Below are 26,254 nucleotides of genomic sequence, written 5' to 3'. Positions count from 1 at the left end.
TCAACCGTCTCCACCTTGGCCGGGCCAGGACGCAACAACCTGAAACCAGGGCGACAACCCCGAATGATCAGCCGTCTTCGCCCAGGCCGGGCGGGGGCGTGGCGAGCTGGAACCAGACGCTCGTGCTCCCGGGGGATCGGTGGAAACCCCGGCGGGCCGCCAGGGTGTCGACCAGGGCGAGACCCCGGCCGCTCGGGGCCTCCTCCTCCGCCTGTCTCGGGTACGGGATCCTGGACGAACCGCAGTCCCGGACCGCGACCAGCACGCCGCCGGTGGCGAACGCCAGCGAGACGAGGAACTCCCGCTGGATCGCGTGCCGGATCATGTTCCCGGCGAGCTCGCTGGTGAGCAGGACGGCGTCGTCCCTGCGCGGATGTTCGTCCCCCAGCAGGTCCGCGACGAACGCGCGTGCGGGCCTGACCTGCGAGGCCGTGGCCGCGAAGCGGCGGGAGAAACTCGGGGAGGCGGACAGCACGTCCAGCGCGAACAGCTGCCAGTCCAGACCGGAGAACCTCCGATCCGCAGCACCGAAACGCCTGCCCCGGAACAACCCGGAGATCCCGCCGACGATCAGAGCACGCGAACGCTTCACCATCATTCCTGTCCCTTCCCTCGCCCACGGCGCCGATCGGCCTGGGAACGTTCCATCGCCGCCTGACACGGCCCGACCCCATGGCGGTACGCCACCACCCGGCAGCTCACACGGTCACCACCTTCCGCGACGAGAGCGGCGCCCCCGATGCTTCAAGCACCGAGCCCGCCCAACCTTGATTACAGATCGCTTTTGATCGATCGCCTTCGGTGACCGATCGCTGAGGTCTACAGTGAGCTTCGCGGTTCCGTCGCGCAAGCTGGTTGAGCGAAATAGTTACGCTGAGTTCCATTTTCGGCCCGCCTTGATCGGGCTCATCACTACGGGAGGGAAAATGAACACCGACATACCGTCACTTCGGCAGCGCTGGCTCGGCGCGAAACTGGCAGAACTTCGAGCGGCGGCGGGAATCCCCTCACTTGCCATAGCGGCCGACAAATGCAAACGTTCCACGGCCTCACTCAGTCGTATCGAAAACGGCATGGTCGGCATCCCTCCGCGTGACGTGCCTCCGATCCTGGCCGCCTACGGAGTCACCGACCCGAACGTCCACGACAAGCTCATGATCGTCGCAGCCGAGATACAGCAGGAACGACGCGGCTGGTGGGTCGAGCACGGCGACGCGTTGGCACCTTCGTACGTAGACCTGATACGGCTCGAATCGACGGCGACCGAGATCCGAACTTACGAGGCATACCTGGTGCCGGGGCTGCTACAGACGGAGGCGTATGCCCGAACGTTCGTGTCCGCCATGCAAGGTCTGAGCAGCGCCACCGAGCTTGGGGAATTCGTCGCCGTCCGGGCGGCGCGCAAGACCATCCTCAGGCGGCAGGAGCCGGTCACCCTACACGCTCTGATCAGCGAGGCCGCCCTCCGCCATCCCATTGGCGGCCCGGAGATCTTCCGTGATCAGATCGAGTATCTACGCGAGTGCGCGGCATGGCCCAACGTCACCCTGCAGATTCTGCCGTTCACCAGCCAACCTCATCCTGGAATGTCAGGAGCCTTCACCATCCTGCGTCTTCCCAGCCTGGACGTTGCCCACGTCGAGACGATGAACACCGATGCCTACATCGAAGACGAACACAGCGTCGAACAGTATCTCCGAGCTTTCGACCACCTCTGCGACCTTGCCCTGAGTCCTGATAAATCAGACTCTTTCCTGCGAGAGATAGCCGTTACGCTCTAATTGGCGTGATTTATCCAGGGAGGATGTTCAACGATGGTTGGCGATCAGCATTCCTGCGGAGTTTGGCGTAAAAGCGCTCGCAGTGGCGCTCAGAGCAACTGTGTCGAAGCCCGCTTCGACGGCACCGTCGTCTGGCTGCACAACTCCAACAACCCCTCCCCCCAGGGCCCGACCATCGCCATCACCCCGGAGGACTGGCTCGCCCTCCTCGACCGGGTACACGCCGACGATCTCGCCCCGCAGAGGCTGGGCACCCCCGCCCTCTTCGCAGGCCGCCTCCTCATCGGCTTCGACGGCGACCGCGTCACGATCCAGGACAGCGATACCCCAACCGCATCCACCATCACCTACACGCTCGACGAATGGCATGTCTTCCTCGACGGGGTGACCCACGACGGCGAGTTCACCCTCCCCTGGCTCCTCGGCACCCCGGCCAATGCCTGACCCGCGCCGAGGAGAAGACCACCACCGGCTCAGGAGCCTTCACCGTCCTGCGCATGCCGAGACGATAACCTCGCTGCTTCAACAACTTCCGGGGACCGTTTGTTGAGAGCATGGCGGGCAGGACGGCCCCTCTCCGGCCCGCCCCCCGACCCGCTGGCCGCCTTCCCTGCCCGCCCCGGCGACATCCGCATCTGCTACGCCCGCGTCTCCATCGGCGGACAGAAGTAGGTCCCGCCCGCGGGTGTGCGCCGCGGTCTTCCAGCCACCGGGACCGCCGGGCTATCGTGGACGCCGCGCGCGCAGATCTCCGCGATCTTTCAGATTTTCTGAAAGGTTCCCTGCAGAACTCCTCGATGGACGCGCGCTCTCGCTCGCCAACAGACTCCCTTCCTGAGATTCAAGCAGCGGACCCGACCGATCGGGACCGCCTCACAGGAAGCGCGATCTATGGCGAACCGATCCCGGAGAGTGGTGCCCGCAGGGCTCGCGCTCGTCCTGGCCCTCGTGACGGCGGGCTGCAACGCGAACTCGCAATCCACCGAGCCGACGAAGGAGAAGAACACGACGGCGCTCGAGTCCGTGCCCCAGGGCGGGACCCTGCACTACCTCTCGCGGCGCGCGACCGAGTCCTTCGAGACCGCCAACGCGCAGATGGTGCCGACCAGCCGGCTGCGGTGGGTGCACCGCGGGCTGACGTCGTGGCGGACGTTCCCGGACAAGGACACGATCCTCGTGCCGGACCTCGCCACCGACACCGGTACGACGGACGACGGCGGCAAGACGTGGACCTTCACGCTGAAGGAGGGCCTGAAGTTCTCCGACGGCAGCCCGATCACCGCGAAGGACGTGAAGTACGGCATCGAGCGGTCGTTCGCGCCGATGTTCCAGGGTGGCCTTGGCTACCACAAGACGCTGCTGGTCGGCGGCACCGACTACGACGGCCCGTACGACGGCAAGGAGCTCGACTCCATCGAGGTCGTCGACGACCACAAGATCGTCTTCCGCCTGAAGCGTCCGTTCGGCAACTGGCCGTGGATCGTCAGCATGCCGGCCTTCGCGCCGGTGCCGGCTGCGGCCGACACCAAGCCGGAGACGTACGGCGAGCACCCGGTCGCCAGCGGCCCGTACCAGGTGACGAGCTTCCGCAAGGGCTCGCAGGCGGTGCTGGTCCGCAACCCGAACTGGAAGGCCGACACCGACCAGGCACGGTTCGCCGGCCCGGACAAGATCGTTCTCGACATGGGCCTGAACAACGACACGATCGTGCAGCGCCTCATCGACGACAAGGGCGAGGACAAGACCGCGATCAGCAACGCGCTCATCTCGCCGTCGCAGTTCCAGCGGATCGAGTCCGACCCGTCGATCTCCGACCGCATGGCCAACAGCGAGTCGGGCTACTTCCGCTACCTCGCCATGAACGTCAAGCGCCCGGGCCTCTCCGACGTCCGCGTGCGGCAGGCGATCAACTACGCGATCAACAAGGCCGAGGTGCAGAGCGTGTACGGCGGCCCGAAGTTCGGCGGCCAGATCACCTCGACCATCATGACGCCCGGCATCCCCGGCTACACCAAGTACAACCTGTACGACGGCGGTGACACCGGCAACGTCGACAAGGCGAAGGAACTGCTCGCCGCCGCCGGCGTCTCCGACCTGAAGCTCACGCTGACCTACCCGACCAACGTGAGTGCGATCGAGGAGAAGGAAGCCCAGAGCATCAAGAACTCGCTGGCGCGGGCCGGCGTCAAGGTCGAGCTCAAGGGCCTCGACGGCGACACCTGGTACGAGCTCATCTCGTCCGCCGACGGCGACTACGACATGACGACGAACGGCTGGGGAGCGGACTTCCCGAGCGGCATGAGCACCATCCAGCCGCTGTTCGCGTCGAGCGAGATCGACAACGGCGGCGGCAACGCCTCGAAGTTCTCCAACCCCGAGGTGGACGCCGCGATCGACGCCGCGATCGCGGAGCCGGACCTCGACAAGGCCGCCGAGATGTGGGCCGCGATCGACAAGCAGATCATGGAGCACGCCCCGGTCGTGCCGATCCTCGTGCAGCGCACACAGGCCCTGGCCGGTTCGAAGATCCTGAACTACTTCATCCCCGCCTACCCGCCGTTCGCGAACGAGTTGGTCGTCGGTGTCGATCGCTGAGATCCAGCAGGCGGAGGGCCGGGGTACGTCGGCCCTCCGCCGCTTCCTCCGGAAGCGGTCCGGCGTCGCCGGCCTGGTCATGCTGGTCGTGCCGCTCGTCGCGGGGCTCTGCGCCCCGCTGCTCGTGTGGATCGAGGGACAGGACCCGAGCACCTTGCACACCGACCTGCTCGACCCGGACGGCGGCCGTCCGCTGGGCGCCTTCGGTGGCGTCAGCGCCGACCACTGGCTCGGCGTCGTCCCGGTGACGGGCGTCGACCTGTTCGCCCAGATCGTCTACGGCATCCGCTCGTCGCTGTTCATCGCGTTCGGGGCGAGCATCCTGTCGATCGCCTTCGCCGCCGTCCTCGGTACGGCGATCGGGTACTTCGGCGGCTGGCTCAACGCCGTCGCGGGGCGGGTGATCGACTTCATGTTCGGCTTCCCGGGCCTGATGTTCGTCATCGCGATCATGGCGATCGTGCCGCCGGAGATGCCGCGGGGCCTGGTCCTCGTGCTGGTACTGGCCTTCTTCGGCTGGACCGTTCCGGCCCGGATCATCGGCGCCCAGGCCGGCGCCATCAACGCCCGCGCCTTCGTCGAGGCGGCGCGCGCGACCGGGGCTCCGCCCTGGCAGATCATCCGCCGCGAGATGCTGCCGCACCTCTTCGGCCTGGTCGTCGTCCTGTTCGCGATGTCACTGCCCGGCAACGTCAGCGTCGTCGCGGGACTGTCGTTCCTCGGCGTCGGCCTGCGTGGCGACGTCCCCGACCTCGGCAAGCTGCTCTCGGACTCGCTGCCGTGGATCTACAGCGGTGCGGACGTCTGGTACATGCTCTTCCCTGGCGCCGTGGTGTTCCTGATCGTATTCGGCGCCACGCTCGCCGGTGACGCGCTCCGCGACGTCCTCGATGTGCGCACGGAGGATGCTGCATGATCGTTTATATCGCCCGCCGCATGGTCACCGCGGTGTTCATGCTCCTCGCGATCGCCTTCGTGACGATAGCCCTCTTCTTCGGGGCCTCGAAGGACCCGGCCCGCGCCATGTGCGGCAAGCCGTGCCCGCCCGAGACCCGGGCCAAGGTCAGCGCCTACATGCAGACCGACCAGAGCGCGGTGTGGCAGTACACCGAGTTCGTGAAGGGCCTCTTCGTCGGCCGTACGTACGGCGAGGGCGCCCAGCAGGTGCACTGCCAGGCACCCTGCTTCGGCTACTCGTTCCCGAACCGCAGCGACGTCACGACGCTCATCGTCGAGCGGCTGCCAGTCACGTTGTCGCTCGCGCTCGGCGCGGCCGTCCTGTGCCTCGTCGTGGGCATCGGCCTCGGCGCGTTGTCGGCGATACGCAAGGGCGGGATCGTCGACCGGTTCTCGACCGGCTTCGCGATGTTCGGGCTGTCGGTGCCGACCTTCCTCGTCGGCCTGCTCGTCGTCCAGGTCTTCGGCTTCATGCTCAACGCGCTGCCGTACTCCGGCTTCGTGTCGTTCTCGGAGTCACCGGCGGACTGGGCCTGGCACCTGATCGGCCCGTGGATGGTGCTGTCGTTCATCCTCGCCGCCGGCTACATCCGGGTCACCCGCACCCAGCTCCTCAACGAGCTCTCGGCCGACCACCTCGTCGCGATGACCGCGCGCGGCGCGTCGACCCGGCAGGTGAACCGGCACGCCGTCCGCGGCGTGATGGTGCCGGTCGTGGCGATGTTCGCGCTCGACGTCACAGCGCTCCTGGGCGGGGCGGTGATCGCGGAGAAGGTGTTCAGCCTGCACGGGCTCGGCGACCTGCTGCTGTCCGGCGTGAACGAGTCCGACCTGAGCATCGTCGTCGGGGTGACGCTCTTCTCCGCCTTCCTCATCATCATCGGCAACCTGATCGCCGACCTGCTGATGCCGCTTCTCGATCCGAGGATCCGCCGTGCCTGACCCCGTACTCCAGGTCGAGGACCTGTGCGTTTCTTTCACCGGCGGCGGTGTCACCGCCGATGTCGTCCGGGATCTCTCCGTGAGGCTGGACGGCGGCCGCACGCTCGCCGTGGTCGGCGAGTCGGGATCGGGCAAGACGATCACCGGCCGGGCGATCATGCGGCTGCTGCCGCGCGGGGCGAGCGCCCGGGGCCGGATCGTCGTCGCCGGCCGGGAGATGCTCTCCGCCGACGAGCGCGAGCTGCGCCGGGCCCGCGGCTCCGACGTGGCCATGGTGTTCCAGGACTCGATGTCCGCGCTCAGCCCGTACCTCGACATCGGCGCGCACATCGCCCAGGCGGTCCGCCTGCACGACCCGTCGGTCACTCGCCGCGCCGCGCGGGCCCGTGCGGTCGAGATGCTCGACCGGGTCGGCATCCCCGAACCCGCGGACGCCGTACGCCGCTTCCCGCACGAGTTCTCCGGCGGCATGCGGCAACGCGCGGTGATCGCGATGGCCCTGGTGAACCGGCCGGCGCTCCTCATCGCCGACGAGCCGACCACCGCGCTCGACGTGACGGTGCAGGCGCAGATCCTGGCCCTGCTCCGCGAGCTCCAGCAGGAGTACGGCATGGCGATGCTCCTGATCAGCCACGACTTCGGGGTGGTGGGGAGCGCGGCGGACGACGTCCTCGTGCTGTACGCCGGCCGCCAGGCCGAGTACGGCAGCATCCGCGACATCTTCGATCAGCCCGCCCACCCGTACACCGCCGGCCTCCGCGCGGCCACGCCGCGGCTGGACGCCCGGCTCGACACCGGAGGGGAGCGGACCCGGCTCCGCGCCATCCCCGGTGCGCCCACGTCGCTGCGCGACGCCGGACCGGGTTGCGCCTTCGCGCCGCGCTGCGGCCTCGCGGACCAGGTCGGCGAGCGCTGTGTCGTCGAGGCACCGCTGCCCACCGTCCGCCCGGCCAGCGAGATCGGCGGCCTGCACCTTGCGGCCTGCCACCTCGATCGTCTCCCCGCGCTGCAGGAGTTCGCCCGGTGAGCGAGCCGATCCTGAAGATGACCGACGTCAGCAAGCGCTACCGCATCGCCGGTGGCTTCGGCCGCGGGCGCAGGGGCTTCCTCGCCGTCGACGGCGTCTCGCTCCATGTCGAGCGGGGCGAGGCGCTCGGCCTGGTCGGCGAGTCCGGCTCGGGCAAGTCCACGCTGGCGCGGATGGCCAACGGCCTGGTGGTGCCGACCTCCGGCACCGTCCGTACGGACGGGCAGGATGTCGGCTGCCTCAGCCGGCGAGGACTGCGGCGGATGCGGCGCAACGTCGCCATGGTCTTCCAGGACCCGTTGGCGTCGCTGAACCCGCTGCAGACCGTGCGGCAGACGCTGGAGAACGTCTTCCGTGCGCACGGCGAGACGACGTCGACCGCCGAGCTGGTCGCGCTGCTGGAGTCGGTCGGCCTCGGCGCCGACTACCTGGGGCGCTACCCGCACGAGGCGTCCGGCGGGCAGCTCCAGCGCGTCGCCGTGGCGCGCGCACTCGCCCTCAAGCCAGACCTGATCATCGCGGACGAGCCGACCTCGGCGCTCGACGTGTCGGTGCGTGCCCAGATCCTCAACCTGCTGGCCGACCTGCAGCGCGACCAGGGGATCTCGTTCCTCCACGTCAGCCACGACCTGGCGGTGATCCGGCTCTACAGCGACCGCGTCGCCGTCATGCAGCGCGGCCGCATCGTCGAGACCGGCCCGTCCGACGAGATCTTCCGCTCCCCGCAGCACCCCTGCACGCGCGCGCTGGTCGAGGCGACACCGGAGGCGGAGCTGCCGACCTGACCCGCGGGAGCGTTGCGCGACGCCGACCAGGCGTGCCACGATCATGACCATGACTCACCGAACGACCACCCCGTCGTGAGCCGGCCGGAGGCCGGCGCGACAGAGTACTGAATGAGGACACGTGGGAACCGACCTGTTCGTCCGAGAGTACGGGCGGGACGCAGCAGATGCGCCCGCCATTCTCATCCTGCACGGCGCCGTGGAGTCCGGCGCGTGCTATGGCGACGCCGTCGACCGCTGGTGCGGCGACTACCACATCGTGGCGCCGGACGCCCGGGGCCACGGGAAGTCGCCCAGCCGCCTGCCCGAGCACGAGGGCGTTCCGTCCACCGACGTGATGGTGCAGGACGCGATCGACATCCTCAAGGACATGCTCGACGAGACCGGGCGCAAGACGCTCGTCGTCGGGCACTCCATGGGCGCGCGGATCGCCGCCTTCGTCGCCGCCGACGCCCCGCACCTCGTGGCCGGCGTCGTGCTCGAGGACCCGCCGTGGTGGGTGCCGGAGGCCGGTCCCAACCCGTGGCTCAGCGTCGAGCAGACCACCAAGGACCCCTTCGACTACGCCGACACGGCGTCGGTCGAGGAGCTCATGGACATGCAGCGCGAGCTCAAACCCCACTGGGCGGAGCAGGAGCTGCGCCCGCTCGCCGAGGCGATGAAGGCCGTCAACATCGACTATATGGAGCAGCGGGTCCATGAGAAGCGCCGGATCTGGACTCCGACCGCGCGGCAGATCACGGTCGGCCCGGCCGGTGTACCGGCGCTGCTCGTCACCGGCACCGGCGACGTCATCGTCGACAAGCACTCCCGTGAGCGCCTCACGGCCGTCGCGCCCGGCTTCGACGTCGTCGTGATCGAGGGCGCCCACCACTGCGTGCGCCGCGACAAGCCGGACGAGTACCACCGGCACGTCGACGCCTTCCTCCGCGAGAACGCGCCGTCGGTCAGAGCCGTCACTCGACGCTGAAGGTGTCGGACCGCGCGAGCGGGCCGTAGATCTCCGAGTCCGGCGCGGCGACAGCGGCCCGCATCGCCTCCAGCCCCGCGCGTACGACGGGGTGGCCCTGGTTGTCGCGCCGCGTCGTCATGATCACCTTGCGCAGCGGCGCGATGCCGCGCGTCGGCAGGATCGTCACCCAGTCGGCGTCGCGGGCGGAGAGCGCGGACTCCGGCACCAGGCAGATCCCCGCCTCGGCGGCGACCAGCGCCAGCGCGGCGCGGTAGTCGTCCGAGACGTGGGTGATCGGCGGGTGGAAGCCGAGCTCGGCGCACGCCTGCAGCACCATCGTGCGGCACGGGTTACCGGGCGAGGGCATGATCCAGCCCTCCTCGGTGAGCTGGGTGAGCCCGATGCCCTCCTCGCCGGCCAGCGGGTGCGCGTGGGGGAGGACGGCCTTGAACCGCTCGATGTAGAGCGGGAACTTCACGATGTCGGGGGAGTCGCGCTCGGGGTCGGACTCGTACTCCAGGCTGACGGTCACGTCGATATCGCCGCGCATCAGCATCCGGTGGCTCATGTGCGCCTCCGCGTCGACGACCGTGACGTCGACGCCCGGCGCCTGGCGGCGCAGCTCGACGATGGCGGGTGCCACCAACCAGCTGATCGCCGTGGGGAAGGCGCCGATCCGGAGCTGCCCGAGGACACCGCCCGCGTGCGCGGCCAGGTCGGCCTCGGCGATCTTCAGCCGGGAGTTGATCTCCTCGGCGTGCCCGGCGAGGATGCGCCCGGCCGGCGTGAGCGCCAGCTTGCGCCCTGTGCGTACGACGAGCGCGTGGCCGACCTCGCGCTCGAGCGCCGCGAGCTGCTGCGACACCGCGGACGGCGTCAGGTGCAGCGCCGCCGCGGTCGCGGTGACCGAGTCGGACAGCGCGAAGGCACGGAGGATGAGGAGACGTCGGGGGTCGATCGTGGGCACGCGGGCTCCGTCGCGAGTCGGCCGGGGGTCCGTCGCGGTGGGGGCATCCGCGAGGCGGGACAGGGCGACCCCGATGCTAGCGGGCGCTTCCGGACGCGGGGCCCTCCGGCCTGGGGTTTCCTGCCGCCCGCGAGTGTTCTCCGGGGAAGTCGGCGCGAATCCGACGCTGGCCCGCGACCGGTTGAGGAGCCTCAGGCGAGTCGCCACTCCTGGTTCTTCCGGCCCCTGACACAGGTCACCTGCCGGACGTTGGCCCCGTCCCTGAGCAGCGCATTCCGTACGTCCAGACACATACCGGTGTGCCGGACCACGACCGCGAAGTAACCGTTGTCCCGCTGGACCAACTTCCACTCCTGGTTGCGATGTCCGGGAACACAGGTCCACAACTGGAGGCCCGCACCACTGTGCCTGTCGGTCGGCACCACCTCCATGCACAGCCCGCTGGCCACGTCCCTGAAGTTGTAGTAACCGCCGCCGGTCGCCGTCAGGTTCCACACCTGGCCGTCATGGTCGTCGCTACAGGGCCACTGCTGGACACTGGTCCCCAACTTCAGCTCATCACTCAGAGTGAACACATCCAGGCACTTGTCGCTGTGCCGGGCCACCAGGATCGCGGTGAACCTGGCCCGAAACCCCTCCCGTACACCGGCGGCCTCGCCGGCCGACGCCCACCCGGCCGACGGGGCCGCGAGCAGAGCCGCCGCCAGGACGAACACCTGACCGGCGTGAAAAAGTCTCATCGGGCCCCCCGAGGCACTCCCTGAAGATCAACAAACCCTTGATAACACGGATCGCCCAACGCGCCGAACAGCTACGCCAAGTAATCGACATCGTGTCGCGTCCCCGAATGACCGGCCATCATCACCGGCGGAAACCCCGCTCAGACAAGCCGCCACTCCTGGCTCGCCCGCCCCCTGACACAGGTCCACTGCAGGGCATTGGTCCCGTCTCCCGTTCCGCCACCCTGCATGTCCAGGCACTTGCCACTGTGCCGGGACACCAGGACGAAGTAACCGTTGGCCCGCTGACCGAGCCGCCACTCCTCGCTGTAGCGCCCGCTCACGCAGGCCCACTGCCGGATGTTGGCTCCACTGCGCAGGTCGCCGTCCAGCACATGCAGGCACTTGCCGCTGTGCATGGCCCGAACGGTGTAATAACCAGCGTTGGTCGCCGTCAGGTTCCACATCTGATTGGCGCCGCCGTCGCAGGTCCGCTGCTGGACGTCGGCCCCGTCCTCCACGGCGGAGCGCAGTACCTCCAGGCACTTGCCGCTGTGCCGGGCCACCAGGATCGCGGTGAACCTGGCCCGAAACCCCTCCCGCACACCGGCGACCCCGTCGGCCGACGCCCACCCGGCCGACGGGACCGCGAGCAGAGCCGCCGCCAGGACGAACACCTGACCGGCGTGAAAAAGTCTCATCGAGCCCCCCGAGGCACTCCCTGAAGATCAACAAACCCTTGATAACGCGAAGTGCCCAACGCGCCGAACAGCTACGCCAGGCAGGCAACCCGTGTACGCACCTCTTGGAGCCCTCAAGCCCAGGCGAGTCCGCGCCGTCGACTTACGCGAGCCGCCACTCCTGGCTCTTCCGCCCTCTGACACAGGTCCACTGCCGGATGCGGGCACCGTCACGTATGTCACCGTCCATCACCTGCAGGCACTTGCCGCTGTGGCGGGCCACCAGGACGAAGTAACCGTCATCCCGCTGGCTCAGCCCCCACTCCTGGTTCCGGGCCCCGATCAGGCAGGTCCACTGCTGGATGCCGGCCCCGATGCTCAGGCTGTCGCCCAGCACGTCCATGCACTTGCCGCTGTGCGTGGCCTTGAGGGTGTAGTAGCCGCCACCTGTCGCCGTCAGGCTCCACTCCTGATTTCCCTTGTCATTACAGGTCCACTGCTGGATGTTGGCCCCGTCGTCCATCCCGCCACCCTGCACGTCCAGGCACTTGCCACTGTGCCGGGCCACCAGGCCGGCCGTGAATCTACCCCAACCCCATTCCGGCGCACCGGTGGCCACGCCCTCCGCCGCCGGCGTACCGGCGACCGGGACGGCAAACAGGGTCGCGGCCAGAGCCAGGACCTGACCTGCGCCAACGAGTCCCATCGAACCTCCCGAGACGCTCCTTAAAGATCAACAAACCCTTGATAGCACGGATCGCCCAACGTAGCGAACAGCTACGTCGAGTAACTACGTCGTGTCGCATCCCCGGTGGCGTCTCGTCGAACAACTGTGAGACAGACGTCTCCGCACAGCGCGCGAGCGCGGAGCAGCTTCTGGTTCAGGACCGGAGACGGGGTGGAATCGGCCTCTCGCTGTCAGTCCGGCGTTCCCCGTCGGAGTCGGACACACAGCTCCACGTTGCCTCAGGACGCCGAAGGGCCACCTCGACAGCCGCGCGTTCGCGACCTTCGTCGAGGAACAGGGCATCGGGCCCCGGCAGCACTCCGCAACGACGAACGGCCCGGCGCGGGCCGGGCCGTTCGTGATGGGGTTCCCTACTTCTTCTTCTGCGCCTGGCGCTTCTCTCGGATCTTCATGGTGACCTCGATGGGCGATCCGGCGAAGCCGAACTCCTCGCGGATCCGGCGCTCGATGAAGCGGCGGTAGGTCTCCTCCAGGAAGCCCGAGGTGAACAGCACGAACTTCGGCGGCTCCGTCGACGCCTGGGTGGCGAAGAGGATCTTGGGCTGCTTGCCGCTGCGGACCGGCGGCGGGGTGGCCGCGACCAGGTCGGTCAGGAAGGCGTTGAGGCGGGCGGTGGGCACCCGGGTCGACCAGGAGTCGAGCGCCTTCTCGATCGCCGGGACGAGCCGGTCGACGTGCCAGCCGGTCTTGGCGGAGATGTTGGCCCGCAGCGCCCACGGCACCCGGACGAGCTGGCGGTCGATCTCCTTCTCCAGGTAGTAGCGGCGGTCCTCGTCCAGCAGGTCCCACTTGTTGAACGCCACGACCATGCACCGGCCGGACTCGATCACCAGCGAGATGATCCGCAGGTCCTGCTCGGTCAGCACCTCGCTGGCGTCGATGAGCACCACCGCGATCTCCGAGCGCTCCAGCGCGGCCCTGGTGCGCATGCTCGCGTAGAAGTCGGCGCCCTTGAGCTCGCGGTCACGCCGCCGGATGCCCGCGGTGTCGACGAAGCGCCAGGTCTTGCCGCCGAGCTCGACCAGTTCGTCCACCGGGTCGCGGGTGGTGCCCGCCATCGGGTCGACGAGCACCCGCTCCTGGCCGGCGAGCTGGTTCAGCAGCGAGGACTTGCCCACGTTGGGCTTGCCGACCAGGGCGACCCTGCGCGGCCCGCGCTCGGCGCCGAACCGCTGCTCGGGCGTGTCCGGCAGCTTTTCCAGGATCACGTCCAGCAGGTCACCGCTGGAGCGGCCGTGCAGCGCGGAGACCGGCTGCGGCTCGCCGAGGCCGAGAGACCAGAGCCCGGCGGCCTCCAGCTCCATCTGCTGGTTGTCGACCTTGTTGGCGGCGAGGATGACCGGCTTGCCCGACCCGCGCAGCACATGGCCGACGATCTCGTCCGCGTCGGTCACGCCCACCACGGCGTCGACCACGAACAGGATCACATCGGCCAGCTCGGCCGCCACCTGGGCCTGCTCGGCGATCTTCAGCGCCATGCCGGTCGCGTCGGGGTCCCAACCACCGGTGTCGACCACCGTGAACCGGCGCCCGCGCCAGGTGGCGTCGTAGGTGACCCGGTCGCGGGTCACCCCCGGCACGTCCTCCACGACCGCCTCGCGGCGGCCGATGATCCGGTTGACCAGTGTGGACTTGCCCACGTTGGGGCGGCCCACCACGGCCACGACCGGCTGCGGGGCGGTGTCCGGCCCCGCCTCCTGAGAGCTGTAGTCGGTCCCTGAATCGGCGAGCTCCGCGTCGATCCAGCCGTTGTCGTCGTCGTATTCCCCGGTCACACTTTTTCCTTAATCACACGCAGTATCTCGGCGACGACCTCTTCGAGGTTCAGCGCCGTGGTGTCGAGTTCGACGGCGTCGGCCGCCTTCGCCAGCGGGTCGGCTTTCCTGGTCGAGTCGAGGGTGTCCCGGCGGGCCATCGCGGCCCGCTGTACCTCCACCGTGGTGCCGGTGAGCTCCGCCGTGCGGCGCAGTGCCCTGGCGTCCGCGCTCGCGGTCAGGTAGATCTTGACCACCGCGTCGGGCGCCACCACCGTGCCGATGTCACGGCCCTCGACGACGATGCCGCCGGCACCGATGATCTCACGCTGCTCGGCCACCAGGCGGCGCCGTACCTCGGGTACCGCGCTGACCGCCGAGACGGCCGCGGTGACCTCGGCGGTACGGATCGGCCCGGCGGCGTCGACACCGTCGACCGCCACCGTGGGGGCATCGGGGTCGGCGCCCAGGGTGAGGATCGGGTCGAGTGCCCTGGCCGCGATCGCCTCGGGGTCGGCGAGGTCGACGCCCCGCTGGAGCATCCACCAGGTGATCGCCCGGTACATCGCCCCGGTATCGAGATAACGCAGCCCCAGCGCCCGCGCCACCCCTCGTGACGCGCTCGACTTGCCCGATCCCGAAGGACCGTCCATGGCGACGACCAGTCCGGTCACGACGCCTTCTCCCTTGCAGCCCGCTTCAGTTGTCCGTACGAGGCTACCGGGAGCCGGGCGGGAACCGCGCATCGAGCGAGCGGGCCAGCGCGGGAGGTGGCCCGCGCGGAAAGCCGTCCCAGACGCCGAAAACGGCATGCGAACCAGACGATCACAAGGTCCGCGCCCGGAGCGCATCGAGCGAGCGGCCCCCGCGGAGAACCGTCCCAGACGCCGGACCAGACGATCACGGCGCTCCCCGTACGGGGAGCGCCGGGCGCCTACGGCAGGTGCCAGCCGTGCGCGCGCAGGGCCTCGGACAGCCTCGGCACCGCCTCCGGCTGCACCGAGAGATCGGCGGCGCCCAGCGGCAGGCCGGGGGCGTGCTCGAGCCGGACGTCCTCGATGTTGACGCCCGCCTCCTTGGCCACCTGGAACAGCCTGGCCAGCTCGCCGGGGCGGTCACCGATGATGACCTGGACCGTCGCGTAGGCGCGCGCGGGACCTCCGTGCTTGCCGGGGATCCTGCCGGTGCCCGTGACGCCTCGGTGCAGCAGTTCGGTGACGCGGGCCATGGCCCCGGGATCGGCGGCCTCCCTGAGCGCGGCGGCCGCGGCGACCAGGTCGGCCGCCACCGCCTCCAGCACCTCGGCCACCGGCAGCGCGTTGCCCGACAGGATCCCGGTCCACAGCCTCGGGTCGCCCGCCGCGATGCGGGTGACGTCGCGCACCCCCGGCCCGGCCAGGCCGAGCGCGGTGGCCGGCGCGTCCGCGAGACGGGCGGCCACCGCGGAGGCGGTCACGTGCGGGGCGTGCGAGACGATCGCGACGGCCCTGTCGTGCTCCTCCGCGCCGACCCTGACCGCCTCGCCGCCGCAGAGCTTGACGAGGCCGTACATGGCCTCCAGCGCGTCGGGCGAGGTCTCCTCGGTCGGGCAGAGCGCCCACGGGCGTCCGAGGAAGATGTCGGCCCGCGCCGCGGCGGGCCCGGAGCGCTCACGGCCGGCGAGCGGGTGTCCTGCGACGTAGCTCGTCAGGTCGCAGCCGAGGCTCGCGGCCTCGCTGAGCGGAAGGGCCTTGACGCTGGCCACGTCCGTGTAGAAACGGGCCGCGCCCTCCTTCTGGAGGGCGGCGAGCCGCCCCGCGACCGCATGGGGCGGAACCGCGATGACCGCGACGTCCACTCGCACGCCCTCGGCCCACTCCACTCCGGCGCCCAGTTCGCGTGCCAGCCGCAGGGAGCCCTCGTCCCGGTCTGCCAGGTGGACGGCGACGCCCTGCTCGCGCAAAGCCAGGGCGATCGAGGTGCCGATCAGCCCGGTACCGACGACCAGGACGCTCTCCAGACCGCTCACGCCCACTCCCCCGAGATCACGATGCCTAAAGGACTCACTGGGCGATGTCCACCCGAAGGGCGACCGCGCCGCGCAGGTAGACGTGCTGGACCTCCTGGCGGGGCCGGTCGACCTCGACATGGGCCATCAGCCGAACCACGCGGGGCAGGGCGCCCGGCACGTCGATCTCGGAAGCGCAGATCAACGGGACATCGTGGAAACCAAGCTTGCGGGCGGCCAAGGCGGGAAACTCGGCGGTGAGATCGGGCGTGGCCGTGAAGATCACACTGATCACGTCCTCGGTGGTGAGCCTGTTGCGCCCCATCACCTCCGTGACCAGTTCGGTGACTCCGGACAGGATCGCGTCCCGGTCGTTCGCCTCGACCTGAATCGCACCGCGGATCGCCCGCACCATCGTCGTTCCTCCATATCCACCCACGCCGGACCACCCCGAGGGGTGATCCGGCGCGTCCTGAACGTGCGTGTCAGGGAAGGCTACAGCCCGACCGCGGCGTAGAGTTCCCCGACCTCCGTGAGGGTCAGCGCACGGAGGGTGCCCGGCTTTAGGCGGCCGAGCTTGACCGGGCCGAACTCGATACGGGCCAGGTCGATGACCGGGTGCCCGACCTCCTCCAGCATGCGGCGGACGATGTGCTTGCGGCCCTCGTGCAGCACGATCTCGACCAGGGCCTGCTGGCCGTGCTCCTGGACCAGGGTGAAGGAGTCGGCCTTGGCCAGGCCGTCCTCCAGCTCGATGCCCTTCTTCAGCCGGCGGCCGAGATCGCGCTCGATCCGGCCGGGAACCTTGGCCCAGTACTTCTTCTGCACGCCGTAGCTCGGGTGGGTGAGCCTGTTGGCCAGCTCGCCGTCGTTGGTGAGCAGGATCAGGCCCTCGGTCTCGGTGTCGAGACGGCCCACGTGGAACAGGCGCTCGGTGCGGTCGGCCACGAAGTCGGCCAGCGAGGGGCGGCCGTCCGGGTCGGACATGGTGCTGACGACGCCGATCGGCTTGTTGATCGCGAAGTAGACCAGGTCGGGCATCGTCGGCAGGCGCTTGCCGTCGACGTGGATGACCTGCTTGGCGGGATCGACCCGGGCGCCGAAGCGGCGGACCACCTGGCCGTCGACGGTCACCCTGCCGTCGCCGATCATGTCCTCGCAGGCCCGGCGGCTGGCGACGCCCGCCTGGGCGAGGACCTTCTGCAGCCGGACGCCGTCGGGGACCTCGGTGGTGTCGCGCTCGTCGACGTAGTCACGGTCGTAGAAGTCGGAGTCCCGCTTGGGCTGGCGGGCGGTCTTGAACCGGTCGTTCGCGATCGCGCCGGGCCGCAGCGGGGCCTTCGCCTCCGGAGCGCGGCCGGCGGGGGCGCGACGCTCGCCGTACGCCCCGGCGCGGTCGCCACCGATCGTCTGGACGTCGTCCCGGCGGCCGGTCCTGCCGAAGCGGGCGCGGGAGCCACCGGCGGGCGCGCCACCGCGACCGCGGTCGGAACCGGGCCTGCCACGCGAGCCGTCCCGGTCGGCGCGGAAACCACCCTGCGAACCGCCGCGGTCGTCACGGCGCGGGGCATCGGACCGGAAATCGCTCCTCGGACCACCACGGTCCTCACGGCGCGGAGCGTCGGAGCGGTAGCCGCCCTGGGAGCCCTCGGAGGGCCTGCCGTACCGGCTCCTCGAACCGTCGCGGGACCCGCCGAACGACGAACCGCCGCGATCATCGCGACGCGGCCCGTCGGACCGGTAACCGCCACGATCGTCCCGGCGCGGACCGTCCGACCGGAAACCGCCCTGCGAACCACCCGAGGGCCTGCTCCCGTACGAGCCGCGCGAACCATCACGCTCAGCACGGAAACCACCGCGGTCGTCCCGGCGCGGACCGTCCGACCGGAAACCGCCCTGCGAACCACCCGAGGGCCTGCTCCCGTACGAGCCGCGCGAACCATCACGCTCGGCGCGGAAACCGCCACGATCGTCCCGGCGCGGACCGTCCGACCGGTAACCGCCCTGCGAACCACCACGGTCGTCACGACGCGGACCGTCGGACCGGAAACCGCCCGAGGACCTGCCGGACGAGCTGCGCGAACCATCACGCTCGGCGCGGAAAGCACCGCGGTCGTCCCGGCGCGGACCGTCCGACCGGTAACCGCCCTGCGAACCACCACGGGAGCCCCCTGACGAGGACCTGCCGGACGAGGATCCGCCCCGGAATCCACCGGACTGCGAGCCTCCACGGGGATTGCCACCGCGCGGGGCTCCGCCACGGCCTTGACCGCGTCCATCACCGGACGGGGTGCTACGGCTGTTGTTCACTGCTTCTGCTCCTCTAGGGATTCCATGTCGTCGGGCAGGAAAGGCGCCAGTTCTGGAAGCTCGTCGAGCCCCCGCAGGCCCATCCTCTCGAGAAAATACGAACTTGTCCGGTAGAGCACGGCTTGGCCCTCCGGTTCGGTGCCGGCCTCCTCGACCAGCCCCCTCGTCACCAGCGTGCGCATGACGCCGTCGCTGTTGACACCGCGGATGGCCGCCACCCGGGCCCGGCTCACCGGCTGCCGGTAGGCGACCACGGCCAGGGTCTCCAGCGCGGCCTGGGTCAGACGCGTCTGCTGGCCGTCGCGGACGAACCGCTCCACGAGCGAGGCACACCCGGCCCGCGTGTAGAAACGCCAGCCGCCCGCGACCTCTCTCAGGTCGAAACCCCGCCCGGCTTCGGTGTATTCCGCCGAGAGTTCCCGGAGCACCCTGCCGACCTCGTGGACGGGCCGCTCCAGCACCTGGGCGAGGGTCACCTCGGCGACGGGCTCGTCGACCACCATCAGGATGGCCTCCAGCCCGGCGCGCAGGTCGGGACCGGCGCTCAGCTCCGGCTCGGACGCCACGTCAGTCATCGGCGGGTTCTCTCTTCGGGGTCTCGTCGTAGTCGTCGGCCACGGCGACGTCGCCGTCGTCACTGCCGGTCCAGGTCACGTGCAGCTCCCCGAGAGGCTCGATCTGCTCGAAGGAGACGGCCGCCTCCCGGTAGAGCTCCAGGACCGCCAGGAAACGAGCGACGATCTCGAAGGTGCCGGCGCAGTCGGAGGTGAGTGCCCGGAAGGTCGCCCGGCGTAGCCGCCGCAGCCGCTCGACAAGGATAACCGCCTGATCGCGGACATTGGCGAGTGGTTGGTAGATGTGGGCCACGGAAACCGACGGGGGCACCTTGGGGGCGAAGGCCCGCCGGGCGATCTCAGCGAGGCGGTCGGGGCCGATACCGAGGATCAGCTCGGGCAGCAGGCCCGCGAACTGGGCCTCCATCGGCACGGTACGCGGGAAGCGCAGCGCCTCCTCGGCCATCCTGGCGGAGAAGACCTTGACGACCTCCTTGTAGGCCCGGTACTGCAGGAGGCGGGCGAAGAGCAGGTCGCGGGCCTCCAGAAGGGCCAGGTCCTCCTCGTCGTCCACCTCGCCGGCGGGCAACAGCCTGGCCGCCTTGAGGTCGAGCAGGGTCGCCGCGACGAGCAGGAAACGGCTCGTCTGGTCCAGGTCCCACTCCGGGCCCCTGGCCCGGATGTAGGAGATGAACTCGTCGGTGACCTGGCTGAGCGAGACCTCGGTGATGTCCAGCTTGTGCTTGGAGATCAGACCGAGCAGGAGGTCGAAAGGGCCTTCGAAGACCTCCAGATGCACCTTGAAGGTGTCATCGGCGGTCTTCGGCTGCTCGGTCATCCCTCCATTGTCCCGTACCGGCGGGTGGGATCACCGCTCCAGCGCGGCCCACCTGGCGAGAACTTCCCTGGCGAGCTCGCGGTACGCGCTGGCGCCGAGCGAGGAGGAGTCGAAGCTGGTGATGGGCTCGCCGGCCACGGTCGCGTCGGGGAAGCGAACCGTCCGATTGATCACTGTGTGGTAGACCTTGTCGTCGAACGCCTCGACGACCCGGGCCAGCACCTCGCGGCCGTGCAGGGTGCGCGCGTCGTACATGGTGGCGAGCAGGCCCTCGATGACCAGCTCGTCGTTGATGCGCTCCTGGACCTTGATGATGGTGTCCATGAGCAGCGCGACACCGCGCAACGCGAAGAACTCGCACTCCAGCGGCACCATTACGCCGTGCGCGCAGGCCAGCGCGTTGATCGTGAGCAGTCCCAGGGAGGGCTGGCAGTCGATCAGGCAGACGTCGTACTCGGGCAGGAGGGGCTTGATGACCCGGCCGAGCACCTGCTCGCGGGCGACCTCCGTGACGAGCTGGACCTCGGCGGCCGACAGGTCGATGTTGCTGGGCAGCAGGTCCATGCCCTCGACACCGGTCTCCAGCAGCACGTCCCTGGCCGTGATCTGCCGCTCCATGAGGAGGTTGTAGACCGTCAGGTCGAGCTGGAGGGGGTTGATCCCAAGACCGACCGAGAGGGCGCCCTGCGGGTCGAAGTCGACCAGCAGAACCTTGAGCCCGGCCTCCGCCAGCGCGGCGCCCAGGTTGATCGTGGTGGTCGTCTTGCCGACGCCGCCCTTCTGGTTGACCATGGCGACGACCCTCGCCGGTCCGTGCACGGTGCGAGGGGGCGGATCGGGGAAAACGGGGCGGGGACGCCCGGTCGGGCCGAGGACTCCCCCACTGCGAGGGGTCCCGGCGGTCTTGGTGTCGCCCCAGGGATTCTCGGGGTTTGCCGGGGCCGCTCCCCGGATAGAACCGTCGGTGGTCACAGTCACCAGTCGAACCTCCCTGACGGCCTCTAACCGGACCGTCCGGACGGACACTATGGCGTCAACACGTATGCGGCAAGGCGGCACGCCCGGACATAAGGAAGGTCAATCCCGCGTGCGCGGATGCGCCACGGCATAGACCTCCCGGAGCCTGTCGACCGTGACCTGCGTGTACACCTGGGTGGTGGTCACCGAGGCGTGGCCGAGTAGTTCCTGAACCACCCTAACGTCCGCACCGCCGTCAAGGAGGTGGGTTGCGAACGAATGTCGCAACATATGTGGCGACACTCCTTCGAGTCCGCCGCGCTCGGCGGCGCCCTGGAGCACCTCCCAGGCGCCCTGCCGGGTGAGCCGGCCACCCCTGGCGTTGAGAAAGAGCCCCGAGGTGCCGCGGCCATGGGAGGCGATGCGGGGGCGGGCACGGGTGAGGTAGGCGCCCAGTGCCTCCCCCGCGAAGCCGCCCAGGGGCACCAGGCGGGTACGCCCGCCCTTACCCCGCAGGCGCACCCGCTGGGCCTCCGCCCCCAGCTCGACGTCGTCGACGGTGAGCCCGACCGCCTCGGAGATGCGCGCGCCGGTGCCGTACAGCAGTTCGAGCAGTGCCCGGTTGCGCAGGGTGAGAGGGGCGCCGTCGGGCCCGGAGGCGGCGATCAGGCGCTCCACGTCGCGGACGCTGATCGCCTTGGGCAGCCGCCTGAGCTGGCGCGGCGGGCGCACCTCGTGGGCGGGGTCGTGGCGGCAGAGGCCCTGGCTCAGCGCGAAGCGGTGCAGCCCGCGCACCGCGGAGACGGCCCGCGCCGCCGAGGCGGCGACGAGGGCCTGATGCTCCCCGTCGCCCTCCCTGAGCGCCGCCACGAAGGCGGCGACGTCGTCCTCGGCGACCTCGGCGAACGTGGCGCGACCGCGGCGCCTGAGGTGCTCCACGTATCGCAGGAGGTCACGGCGGTAGGAGGCCAGCGTGTTGGCTGCCAGGCCCCGCTCCCCCGCCAGGTGGGCGAGGTAGCGCAAGAGGACGGCCTCCGTCTCGCTCAGGGTGTCCTCCTGTCATGCCTCCGGTGCGTCGGCGGGCCGCAACGAGGCGAATCCATCCGCCGAAGCGGCGTATGCGGCGAGAATACCGGCCACGGCTTGGGAATTGTGGATCATTCCCGCCATGGCACGCCGAACCGCGTCGGACAGGGGAATCCAGACCACCGGCATGTCGGCCTCCTCGTGCCGGTGGACGAAGTCCAGCTCCCCCTCGGGAATGGGGGCGACGTCCCTGGCGAGGAAGATCCGGGTGCGCTCGTCGGTCATTCCCGGCGAGGTGAAGGCGTCGACGAGGGTGTGCCAGGTGTCCGCCCGGTAGCCCGCCTCCTCGGCGAGCTCGCGGGCCGCCCCCGCCTGCAGGGACTCTCCGCGGACGTCGCGCAGCCCTGCGGGCAGTTCCCACAGCAGCCGCCTGACGGGGTGGCGGTACTGGCGGATCATCAGGACCCGCTCCCGGTCGTCGAGGGCGACGACGACCACGGAGCCGGGGTGGACCACGTAGTCACGGTTGACGACCTCGCCCTCCGGCATGACCACCGCGTCGGTGACGGCGGTGATGACCCGGGCACGGAAGTGCTCGGTGGAGGAGGTGACCTTCCACTCCTCGGGAACGTCCAGGACCTCCAGGACGCCCTCGCTCCGCCCCTCTCGCGTGTCGCTCACTTGCCCCGCCCGGCCTTGGCGACGCTGCCACGGGTCTCCGCGTACGCCAGGGCGGCGCCGATCAGGCCCTTGAACAGCGGATGCGCGCGGGTCGGCCGGGAGCGGAACTCGGGGTGCGCCTGGGTGCCGATGAAGAAGGGGTGGAGATCGGTGGGCAACTCGGCGTACTCCACCAGGCGGCCGTCCGGCGAGAGACCCGAGAAGACCATGCCGACCTTCTCCAGCTGCTCGCGGTAGGAGTTGTTGACCTCGTAGCGGTGGCGGTGACGCTCGTCGACCTTCGCCATGCCGTACAGCTGGCGGGCCAGGGTGCCCTCACCGAGCCTGGCCGGATAGAGGCCCAGCCGCATGGTGCCGCCCATGTCGCGCTCGCCGGAGACGACGTCCTGCTGGTCGGCCATGGTGGAGATGACCGGGTGGGTGGTCCCCTCGTCGAACTCGGTGCTGCCGGCGTCCTCGATGTCCGCGAGGTTGCGGGCCGCCTCGATGACCATGCACTGCATGCCGAGGCAGATGCCGAGCAACGGGATCTTGTTCTCCCTGACGTGCCGGATCGCGCCGACCTTGCCCTCGATGCCGCGCACCCCGAAGCCGCCGGGGACCAGGACGCCGTCGACGCCGTCGAGCTCGCGGGCCGCCCCCTCGGGGGTCTCGCAGTCGTCGCTCTTCACCCAGCGGATGTTGACGCGGGCGTCGTTGGCGAAACCGCCCGCGCGCAGCGCCTCGGTGACCGACAGGTAGGCGTCGGGCAGGTCGATGTACTTGCCGACGAGCGCGATCGTGACCTCGTTGGCCGGGCGGTGCACCCGGCGCAGGAGCTGCTCCCACTCCTTCCAGTCGACGTCCCTGAAGGGCAGGCCGAGGCGGCGCACCACGTAGGCGTCCAGGCCTTCCGCGTGCAGCACCTTGGGGATGTCGTAGATGCTGGCGGCGTCGGCGGCGGAGACGACCGCGTCCTCGTCGACGTCGCACATGAGGCTGATCTTGCGCTTGATCGCGTTCGTGACCGGACGGTCGGAGCGCAGCACGATCGCGTCGGGCTGGATGCCGATGCTGCGCAGCGCGGCGACCGAGTGCTGGGTCGGCTTGGTCTTCAGCTCTCCGCTCGGCCCGATGTACGGCAGCAGCGAGACGTGCAGGAAGAACACGTTGTCGCGGCCGACCTCGTGGCGCACCTGGCGGACGGCCTCCAGGAAGGGCAGCGACTCGATGTCGCCCACGGTGCCGCCGACCTCGGTGATGACCACGTCCACGTCGGGGCCGGCCATCGACCGGATGCGGTCCTTGATCTCGTTGGTGATGTGCGGGATGACCTGCACGGTGTCACCGAGATACTCGCCGCGTCGCTCCTTGGCGATGACGTTGGAGTAGACCTGACCGGTGGTCACGTTCGCCGAGCCGTGCAGTTCGGTGTCGAGGAACCGCTCGTAGTGGCCGACGTCGAGGTCGGTCTCGGCGCCGTCGTCCGTGACGAAGACCTCGCCGTGCTGGAACGGGTTCATAGTGCCGGGGTCGACATTGAGATAGGGGTCGAGCTTCTGCATGGTGACCCGCAGGCCGCGCAGCTTGAGAAGGCGGCCGAGGCTTGACGCCGTCAGTCCCTTACCCAGACTGGAGGCGACGCCGCCTGTGACGAACAGATGCTTGGTGTGTGCGGCGCTGCGCAAGAAGGCTCCCGTGGTGTTGAAGATCAGTCGGCACACCCTTGTGAATGGCCTACAGGTCCACGGGCTCTCAGAATATCAAACGGTACCGGCGAAGTGCCCGAACAACCCCCACCCGCATTCCTACCAAACCTAACCAAGCAGTAACTTGATCCGTTATGTCACTTCGTGGGGTGGTACGGCGTGCCGCGGGCAGCCTGATCCACCGACTCTGGGCGGCGATCCGCGCGGCCGGCACCGTCAGCCCCGCCAGTCCCGCCGGATACCGGTTCCGGCGCCTCGGCGAGGGCGCCTGCCTGTCGTTCCCGGTCGGGGCCGTCTTCGGCGAGGCCTGGATCGAGATCGGCGACCACACCCTGGTCGGCGAGCGGGTCTCCATCTCCGCGGGCATGGGCCCCGGGGTGGACCTGGGCCCGAACTCGATCGTACGGATCGGCGGAAGCTGCTCCATCGGCCGGGGCAGCCACATCGTGGGCCACCAGTCGATAGACATCGGCGACCACGTCTTCACCGGCCCGTACGTCTACATCACCGACCAGAACCATGTCTACGACGACCCCGAGATGCCGATCGGCCGCCAGTGGCCGCGCAACAACCCCGTCTCCATCGGGTCGGGATCATGGCTGGGCACCGGTGCGATCATCCTGCCGGGCACCCGGATCGGCAGGCAGTGCGTGGTGGCGGGCGGGGCCGTGGTGCGCGGGGAGTTCCCCGACCACAGCGTGATCGCGGGCATCCCCGCCAAGGTGGTACGCCACTACGTGCCCGGCGAAGGCTGGCTGCCACCCCACCTCGGCGGCGCGGAGCCTCCTGTCCCGGAGACTCCTGGCGACCCGGAGACTTCTGGCGACCCGGAGACTTCCGGCGACCCGGAGACTCCTGGCGGCCTGGAGGGCGAGGCCGCGGAGCCGACCGGCGCCCTGGCCGGGCCGGCCGTACCGCCTTCCCCCGCCGACCCCGTCCACACCGCCTGACCCCCTTCCCCGGCGCAGGCCGACCGCACGGTTCCGTACCCGGTCACAACACTGGACCGAACAAGGTTCTGTGACTTACGGTCACCTCATGCGGACCACGATCTGTGAGAGATTCGGCGTCGAGTTCCCGCTCTTCGCCTTCAGCCACTGCCGCGACGTGGTCGCCGCGGTGACCAACGCGGGCGGGTTCGGCGTGCTCGGCGCCGTCGCCTACTCCCCCGGGCAGCTCGACACCGAACTGAGCTGGATCGACGAACACGTCGGCGGCCGCCCGTACGGGGTGGACGTGCTCGTTCCCGGCAAGATCGACGCCTCGGCCGCCAGCCGGAACACCAGCCTCACCGACCACATCCCCCAGCGGCACCGCGACTTCGTGGCACACCTGCTCGGCAAGTACGGCGTGGGCGGGGCCGAGGCGTTCACCCGCGCCACGGCCGGCCGCGCCGACGAGATGGGCCGCCGGGTGACCGCCGAGGGCGCCACCGGGCTGATCGACGTGGCCCTCAAACACCCGATCGGCCTCATCGCCAGCGCGCTCGGCCCGCCTCCGCCGGAGATGACGGCCAAGGCCAGGCAGGCCGGGGTGCCGGTCGCGGCGCTGGTCGGTACCGTCGAGCACGCCCGCCGCCAGGTCGCCGCCGGAGCCGACGTGATCGTGGCCCAGGGCTCCGAGGCGGGTGGCCACACCGGCGAGATCTCCACGATGGTGCTCGTCCCCCAGGTCGTGGACGCGGTGGACGTCCCGGTGCTGGCGGCCGGCGGCATCGCGGGAGGCCGCCAGATGGCCGCCGCGCTCGCGCTGGGCGCCGAGGGGGTGTGGTGCGGTTCGGTCTGGCTGACCACCGAGGAGGCCGAGACCCTGCCCCTGGTCAAGCAGAAGATGCTGGCCGCCACCTCCTCCGACACCGTGCGGTCCCGGTCGCGGACCGGCAAGCCCGCCCGGCAGCTGAGATCCGCCTGGACCGACGAGTGGGACGGGGCCCCGGAGAGCCCGGGCGCGCTGCCGATGCCGCTGCAGATGCTCCTCGCCGAGGGCGCGATGGCCAGGATCGGCAGGGCCGCCGAGAGCGGCTCCCCCGGCGCCGGGGAGCTCGCCACCTACTTCGTCGGGCAGGTCGTCGGGCAGATGAACCAGATCAGACCGGCCCGCCGGGTGGTCCACGACATGATCGAGGAGTTCGCCGCCGCGGTCGAGCGCCTCGACCGCCTCACCGGCACCTGACCGGCTCCCCCTCCTCGGGTTCCTGCTGTTCCAGCTGTTTCAGCGCGCCCCCGGTTTCGGTGGATTTCTCGGCCTCGGTGACGCCCGATGGGCTCTTTCCGTATCCCCTGGTCACCCGGGACCCCTCCGGCTCC

26 protein-coding genes are annotated in these 26,254 nt (G+C 69.9%); 10 read left to right on the top strand and 16 right to left on the bottom strand.

Going from position 1 to position 26,254, the window contains the following annotated elements; genetic code table 11:
* Nucleotides 1-67 precede the first annotated feature (67 nt).
* Nucleotides 68-598: an ATP-binding protein gene (locus AB0J58_RS05065; protein WP_364210416.1), complete on the bottom strand. Its 531-nt coding sequence runs from the start codon at nt 596-598 to the stop codon at nt 68-70.
* A 328-nt stretch (nt 599-926) separates the two neighbouring features.
* Here AB0J58_RS05065 and AB0J58_RS05060 point away from each other — a divergent pair, with 328 nt between their 5' ends.
* From AB0J58_RS05060 to AB0J58_RS05025, 8 genes are all read left to right on the top strand, one after another.
* Entirely contained in the window at nt 927-1,781 is an 855-nt protein-coding gene (locus tag AB0J58_RS05060; protein WP_364210413.1) for a helix-turn-helix transcriptional regulator, read from the top strand.
* A gap of 33 nt (nt 1,782-1,814) precedes the next feature.
* Nucleotides 1,815-2,225: a DUF397 domain-containing protein gene (locus AB0J58_RS05055; protein WP_364210410.1), complete on the top strand. Its 411-nt coding sequence runs from the start codon at nt 1,815-1,817 to the stop codon at nt 2,223-2,225.
* Nucleotides 2,226-2,672: 447 nt separating this feature from the next.
* On the top strand, nt 2,673-4,376 hold the full coding sequence (locus tag AB0J58_RS05050) for an ABC transporter substrate-binding protein (protein WP_364210407.1): 1,704 nt from the start codon (nt 2,673-2,675) through the stop codon (nt 4,374-4,376).
* Nucleotides 4,363-5,292 (top strand): ABC transporter permease, encoded by a 930-nt coding sequence (locus AB0J58_RS05045; protein ID WP_364210404.1) that lies wholly within the window; start codon nt 4,363-4,365, stop codon nt 5,290-5,292. Before AB0J58_RS05050 ends, AB0J58_RS05045 begins: the two co-directional genes overlap by 14 nt.
* Complete coding sequence (locus AB0J58_RS05040) at nt 5,289-6,275, top strand: ABC transporter permease (RefSeq protein WP_364210401.1); 987 nt, start codon at nt 5,289-5,291, stop codon at nt 6,273-6,275. The genes AB0J58_RS05045 and AB0J58_RS05040 overlap by 4 nt, the downstream gene beginning before the upstream one ends.
* On the top strand, nt 6,268-7,302 hold the full coding sequence (locus AB0J58_RS05035; RefSeq protein ID WP_364210398.1) for an ABC transporter ATP-binding protein: 1,035 nt from the start codon (nt 6,268-6,270) through the stop codon (nt 7,300-7,302). Before AB0J58_RS05040 ends, AB0J58_RS05035 begins: the two co-directional genes overlap by 8 nt.
* Nucleotides 7,299-8,087 (top strand): ATP-binding cassette domain-containing protein, encoded by a 789-nt coding sequence (locus AB0J58_RS05030; protein WP_364210395.1) that lies wholly within the window; start codon nt 7,299-7,301, stop codon nt 8,085-8,087. Before AB0J58_RS05035 ends, AB0J58_RS05030 begins: the two co-directional genes overlap by 4 nt.
* 121 nt (nt 8,088-8,208) lie before the next feature.
* The gene (locus AB0J58_RS05025; protein WP_364210392.1) at nt 8,209-9,057 is read left to right on the top strand and encodes an alpha/beta fold hydrolase; all 849 of its coding nucleotides are present in this window, start codon (nt 8,209-8,211) and stop codon (nt 9,055-9,057) included.
* Here AB0J58_RS05025 and AB0J58_RS05020 read toward each other — a convergent pair.
* The 15 genes from AB0J58_RS05020 to AB0J58_RS04950 form a co-directional block, all read right to left on the bottom strand.
* A complete protein-coding gene (locus AB0J58_RS05020) occupies nt 9,044-10,006 on the bottom strand; it encodes a LysR family transcriptional regulator (protein WP_364210389.1) in 963 nt (320 codons plus the stop codon). The two genes, AB0J58_RS05025 and AB0J58_RS05020, sit on opposite strands and share 14 nt — an antisense overlap.
* A gap of 191 nt (nt 10,007-10,197) precedes the next feature.
* Nucleotides 10,198-10,746, bottom strand: a complete 549-nt coding sequence (locus tag AB0J58_RS05015) for an RICIN domain-containing protein (protein ID WP_364210386.1) — start codon at nt 10,744-10,746, stop codon at nt 10,198-10,200.
* A gap of 140 nt (nt 10,747-10,886) precedes the next feature.
* Nucleotides 10,887-11,426 (bottom strand): RICIN domain-containing protein, encoded by a 540-nt coding sequence (locus AB0J58_RS05010; RefSeq protein ID WP_364210383.1) that lies wholly within the window; start codon nt 11,424-11,426, stop codon nt 10,887-10,889.
* A gap of 142 nt (nt 11,427-11,568) precedes the next feature.
* Nucleotides 11,569-12,111, bottom strand: coding sequence for an RICIN domain-containing protein (locus AB0J58_RS05005; RefSeq protein WP_364210380.1), 543 nt, complete (start codon nt 12,109-12,111; stop codon nt 11,569-11,571).
* A 392-nt stretch (nt 12,112-12,503) separates the two neighbouring features.
* On the bottom strand, nt 12,504-13,928 hold the full coding sequence (gene der / locus AB0J58_RS05000; protein WP_364210377.1) for a ribosome biogenesis GTPase Der: 1,425 nt from the start codon (nt 13,926-13,928) through the stop codon (nt 12,504-12,506).
* Nucleotides 13,925-14,581, bottom strand: coding sequence for a (d)CMP kinase (cmk, locus tag AB0J58_RS04995; RefSeq protein WP_343968838.1), 657 nt, complete (start codon nt 14,579-14,581; stop codon nt 13,925-13,927). Before cmk ends, der begins: the two co-directional genes overlap by 4 nt.
* Nucleotides 14,582-14,841: 260 nt before the next feature.
* Complete coding sequence (locus AB0J58_RS04990) at nt 14,842-15,915, bottom strand: prephenate dehydrogenase (protein WP_364210374.1); 1,074 nt, start codon at nt 15,913-15,915, stop codon at nt 14,842-14,844.
* 34 nt (nt 15,916-15,949) lie between these two features.
* The gene (gene aroH / locus AB0J58_RS04985; protein WP_030919183.1) at nt 15,950-16,309 is read right to left on the bottom strand and encodes a chorismate mutase; all 360 of its coding nucleotides are present in this window, start codon (nt 16,307-16,309) and stop codon (nt 15,950-15,952) included.
* An 80-nt stretch (nt 16,310-16,389) separates the two neighbouring features.
* A complete protein-coding gene (locus AB0J58_RS04980; protein ID WP_364210371.1) occupies nt 16,390-18,204 on the bottom strand; it encodes a pseudouridine synthase in 1,815 nt (604 codons plus the stop codon).
* Entirely contained in the window at nt 18,201-18,779 is a 579-nt protein-coding gene (gene scpB / locus AB0J58_RS04975; protein ID WP_364210368.1) for an SMC-Scp complex subunit ScpB, read from the bottom strand. The genes AB0J58_RS04980 and scpB overlap by 4 nt, the downstream gene beginning before the upstream one ends.
* Nucleotides 18,772-19,596 carry a segregation/condensation protein A gene (locus AB0J58_RS04970; protein WP_364210365.1) on the bottom strand — a complete coding sequence of 275 codons (825 nt, stop codon included), beginning with the start codon at nt 19,594-19,596 and terminating at the stop codon, nt 18,772-18,774. The genes scpB and AB0J58_RS04970 overlap by 8 nt, the downstream gene beginning before the upstream one ends.
* A gap of 30 nt (nt 19,597-19,626) precedes the next feature.
* The gene (locus AB0J58_RS04965) at nt 19,627-20,574 is read right to left on the bottom strand and encodes a ParA family protein (protein ID WP_326638505.1); all 948 of its coding nucleotides are present in this window, start codon (nt 20,572-20,574) and stop codon (nt 19,627-19,629) included.
* Between the two features lie 99 nt (nt 20,575-20,673).
* Entirely contained in the window at nt 20,674-21,600 is a 927-nt protein-coding gene (locus tag AB0J58_RS04960; RefSeq protein WP_364210673.1) for a tyrosine recombinase, read from the bottom strand.
* 12 nt (nt 21,601-21,612) lie between these two features.
* The gene (locus tag AB0J58_RS04955) at nt 21,613-22,260 is read right to left on the bottom strand and encodes an NUDIX hydrolase (protein ID WP_343968825.1); all 648 of its coding nucleotides are present in this window, start codon (nt 22,258-22,260) and stop codon (nt 21,613-21,615) included.
* Complete coding sequence (locus tag AB0J58_RS04950) at nt 22,257-23,927, bottom strand: CTP synthase (RefSeq protein ID WP_364210361.1); 1,671 nt, start codon at nt 23,925-23,927, stop codon at nt 22,257-22,259. The genes AB0J58_RS04955 and AB0J58_RS04950 overlap by 4 nt, the downstream gene beginning before the upstream one ends.
* A gap of 155 nt (nt 23,928-24,082) precedes the next feature.
* On the opposite strand from AB0J58_RS04950, the gene AB0J58_RS04945 reads away from it, so the two are divergent.
* Together AB0J58_RS04945 and AB0J58_RS04940 are read left to right on the top strand one after the other, a co-directional pair.
* Nucleotides 24,083-24,898 carry a DapH/DapD/GlmU-related protein gene (locus tag AB0J58_RS04945; RefSeq protein ID WP_364210358.1) on the top strand — a complete coding sequence of 272 codons (816 nt, stop codon included), beginning with the start codon at nt 24,083-24,085 and terminating at the stop codon, nt 24,896-24,898.
* An 88-nt stretch (nt 24,899-24,986) separates the two neighbouring features.
* Complete coding sequence (locus AB0J58_RS04940) at nt 24,987-26,120, top strand: nitronate monooxygenase (RefSeq protein ID WP_343968820.1); 1,134 nt, start codon at nt 24,987-24,989, stop codon at nt 26,118-26,120.
* Nucleotides 26,121-26,254: the final 134 nt, after the last annotated feature.

This window comes from Streptosporangium sp. NPDC049644, from assembly GCF_040675205.1.
Taxonomy (GTDB): Bacteria; Actinomycetota; Actinomycetes; order Streptosporangiales; family Streptosporangiaceae; genus Streptosporangium; species Streptosporangium fukuiense.
Note: the sequence above shows the minus strand (reverse complement) of the source record. Positions and strands in the feature narration are given on the sequence as shown.

Bases quoted from the DNA above. Each gene is read 5' to 3' on its own strand.
- aroH (WP_030919183.1), bottom strand. From the start codon at position 16,309: ATGGTGCGGGCGATCCGCGGTGCGATTCAGGTCGAGGCGAACGACCGG.
- AB0J58_RS05005 (WP_364210380.1), bottom strand. From the start codon at position 12,111: ATGGGACTCGTTGGCGCAGGTCAGGTCCTGGCTCTGGCCGCGACCCTG.
- AB0J58_RS05040 (WP_364210401.1), top strand. From the start codon at position 5,289: ATGATCGTTTATATCGCCCGCCGCATGGTCACCGCGGTGTTCATGCTC.
- AB0J58_RS05010 (WP_364210383.1), bottom strand. From the start codon at position 11,426: ATGAGACTTTTTCACGCCGGTCAGGTGTTCGTCCTGGCGGCGGCTCTG.
- AB0J58_RS05065 (WP_364210416.1), bottom strand. From the start codon at position 598: ATGATGGTGAAGCGTTCGCGTGCTCTGATCGTCGGCGGGATCTCCGGG.
- AB0J58_RS04970 (WP_364210365.1), bottom strand. From the start codon at position 19,596: ATGACCGAGCAGCCGAAGACCGCCGATGACACCTTCAAGGTGCATCTG.
- AB0J58_RS05015 (WP_364210386.1), bottom strand. From the start codon at position 10,746: ATGAGACTTTTTCACGCCGGTCAGGTGTTCGTCCTGGCGGCGGCTCTG.
- AB0J58_RS05055 (WP_364210410.1), top strand. From the start codon at position 1,815: ATGGTTGGCGATCAGCATTCCTGCGGAGTTTGGCGTAAAAGCGCTCGC.
- scpB (WP_364210368.1), bottom strand. From the start codon at position 18,779: ATGACTGACGTGGCGTCCGAGCCGGAGCTGAGCGCCGGTCCCGACCTG.
- AB0J58_RS04940 (WP_343968820.1), top strand. From the start codon at position 24,987: ATGCGGACCACGATCTGTGAGAGATTCGGCGTCGAGTTCCCGCTCTTC.
- AB0J58_RS05060 (WP_364210413.1), top strand. From the start codon at position 927: ATGAACACCGACATACCGTCACTTCGGCAGCGCTGGCTCGGCGCGAAA.
- AB0J58_RS05050 (WP_364210407.1), top strand. From the start codon at position 2,673: ATGGCGAACCGATCCCGGAGAGTGGTGCCCGCAGGGCTCGCGCTCGTC.
- AB0J58_RS04945 (WP_364210358.1), top strand. From the start codon at position 24,083: ATGTCACTTCGTGGGGTGGTACGGCGTGCCGCGGGCAGCCTGATCCAC.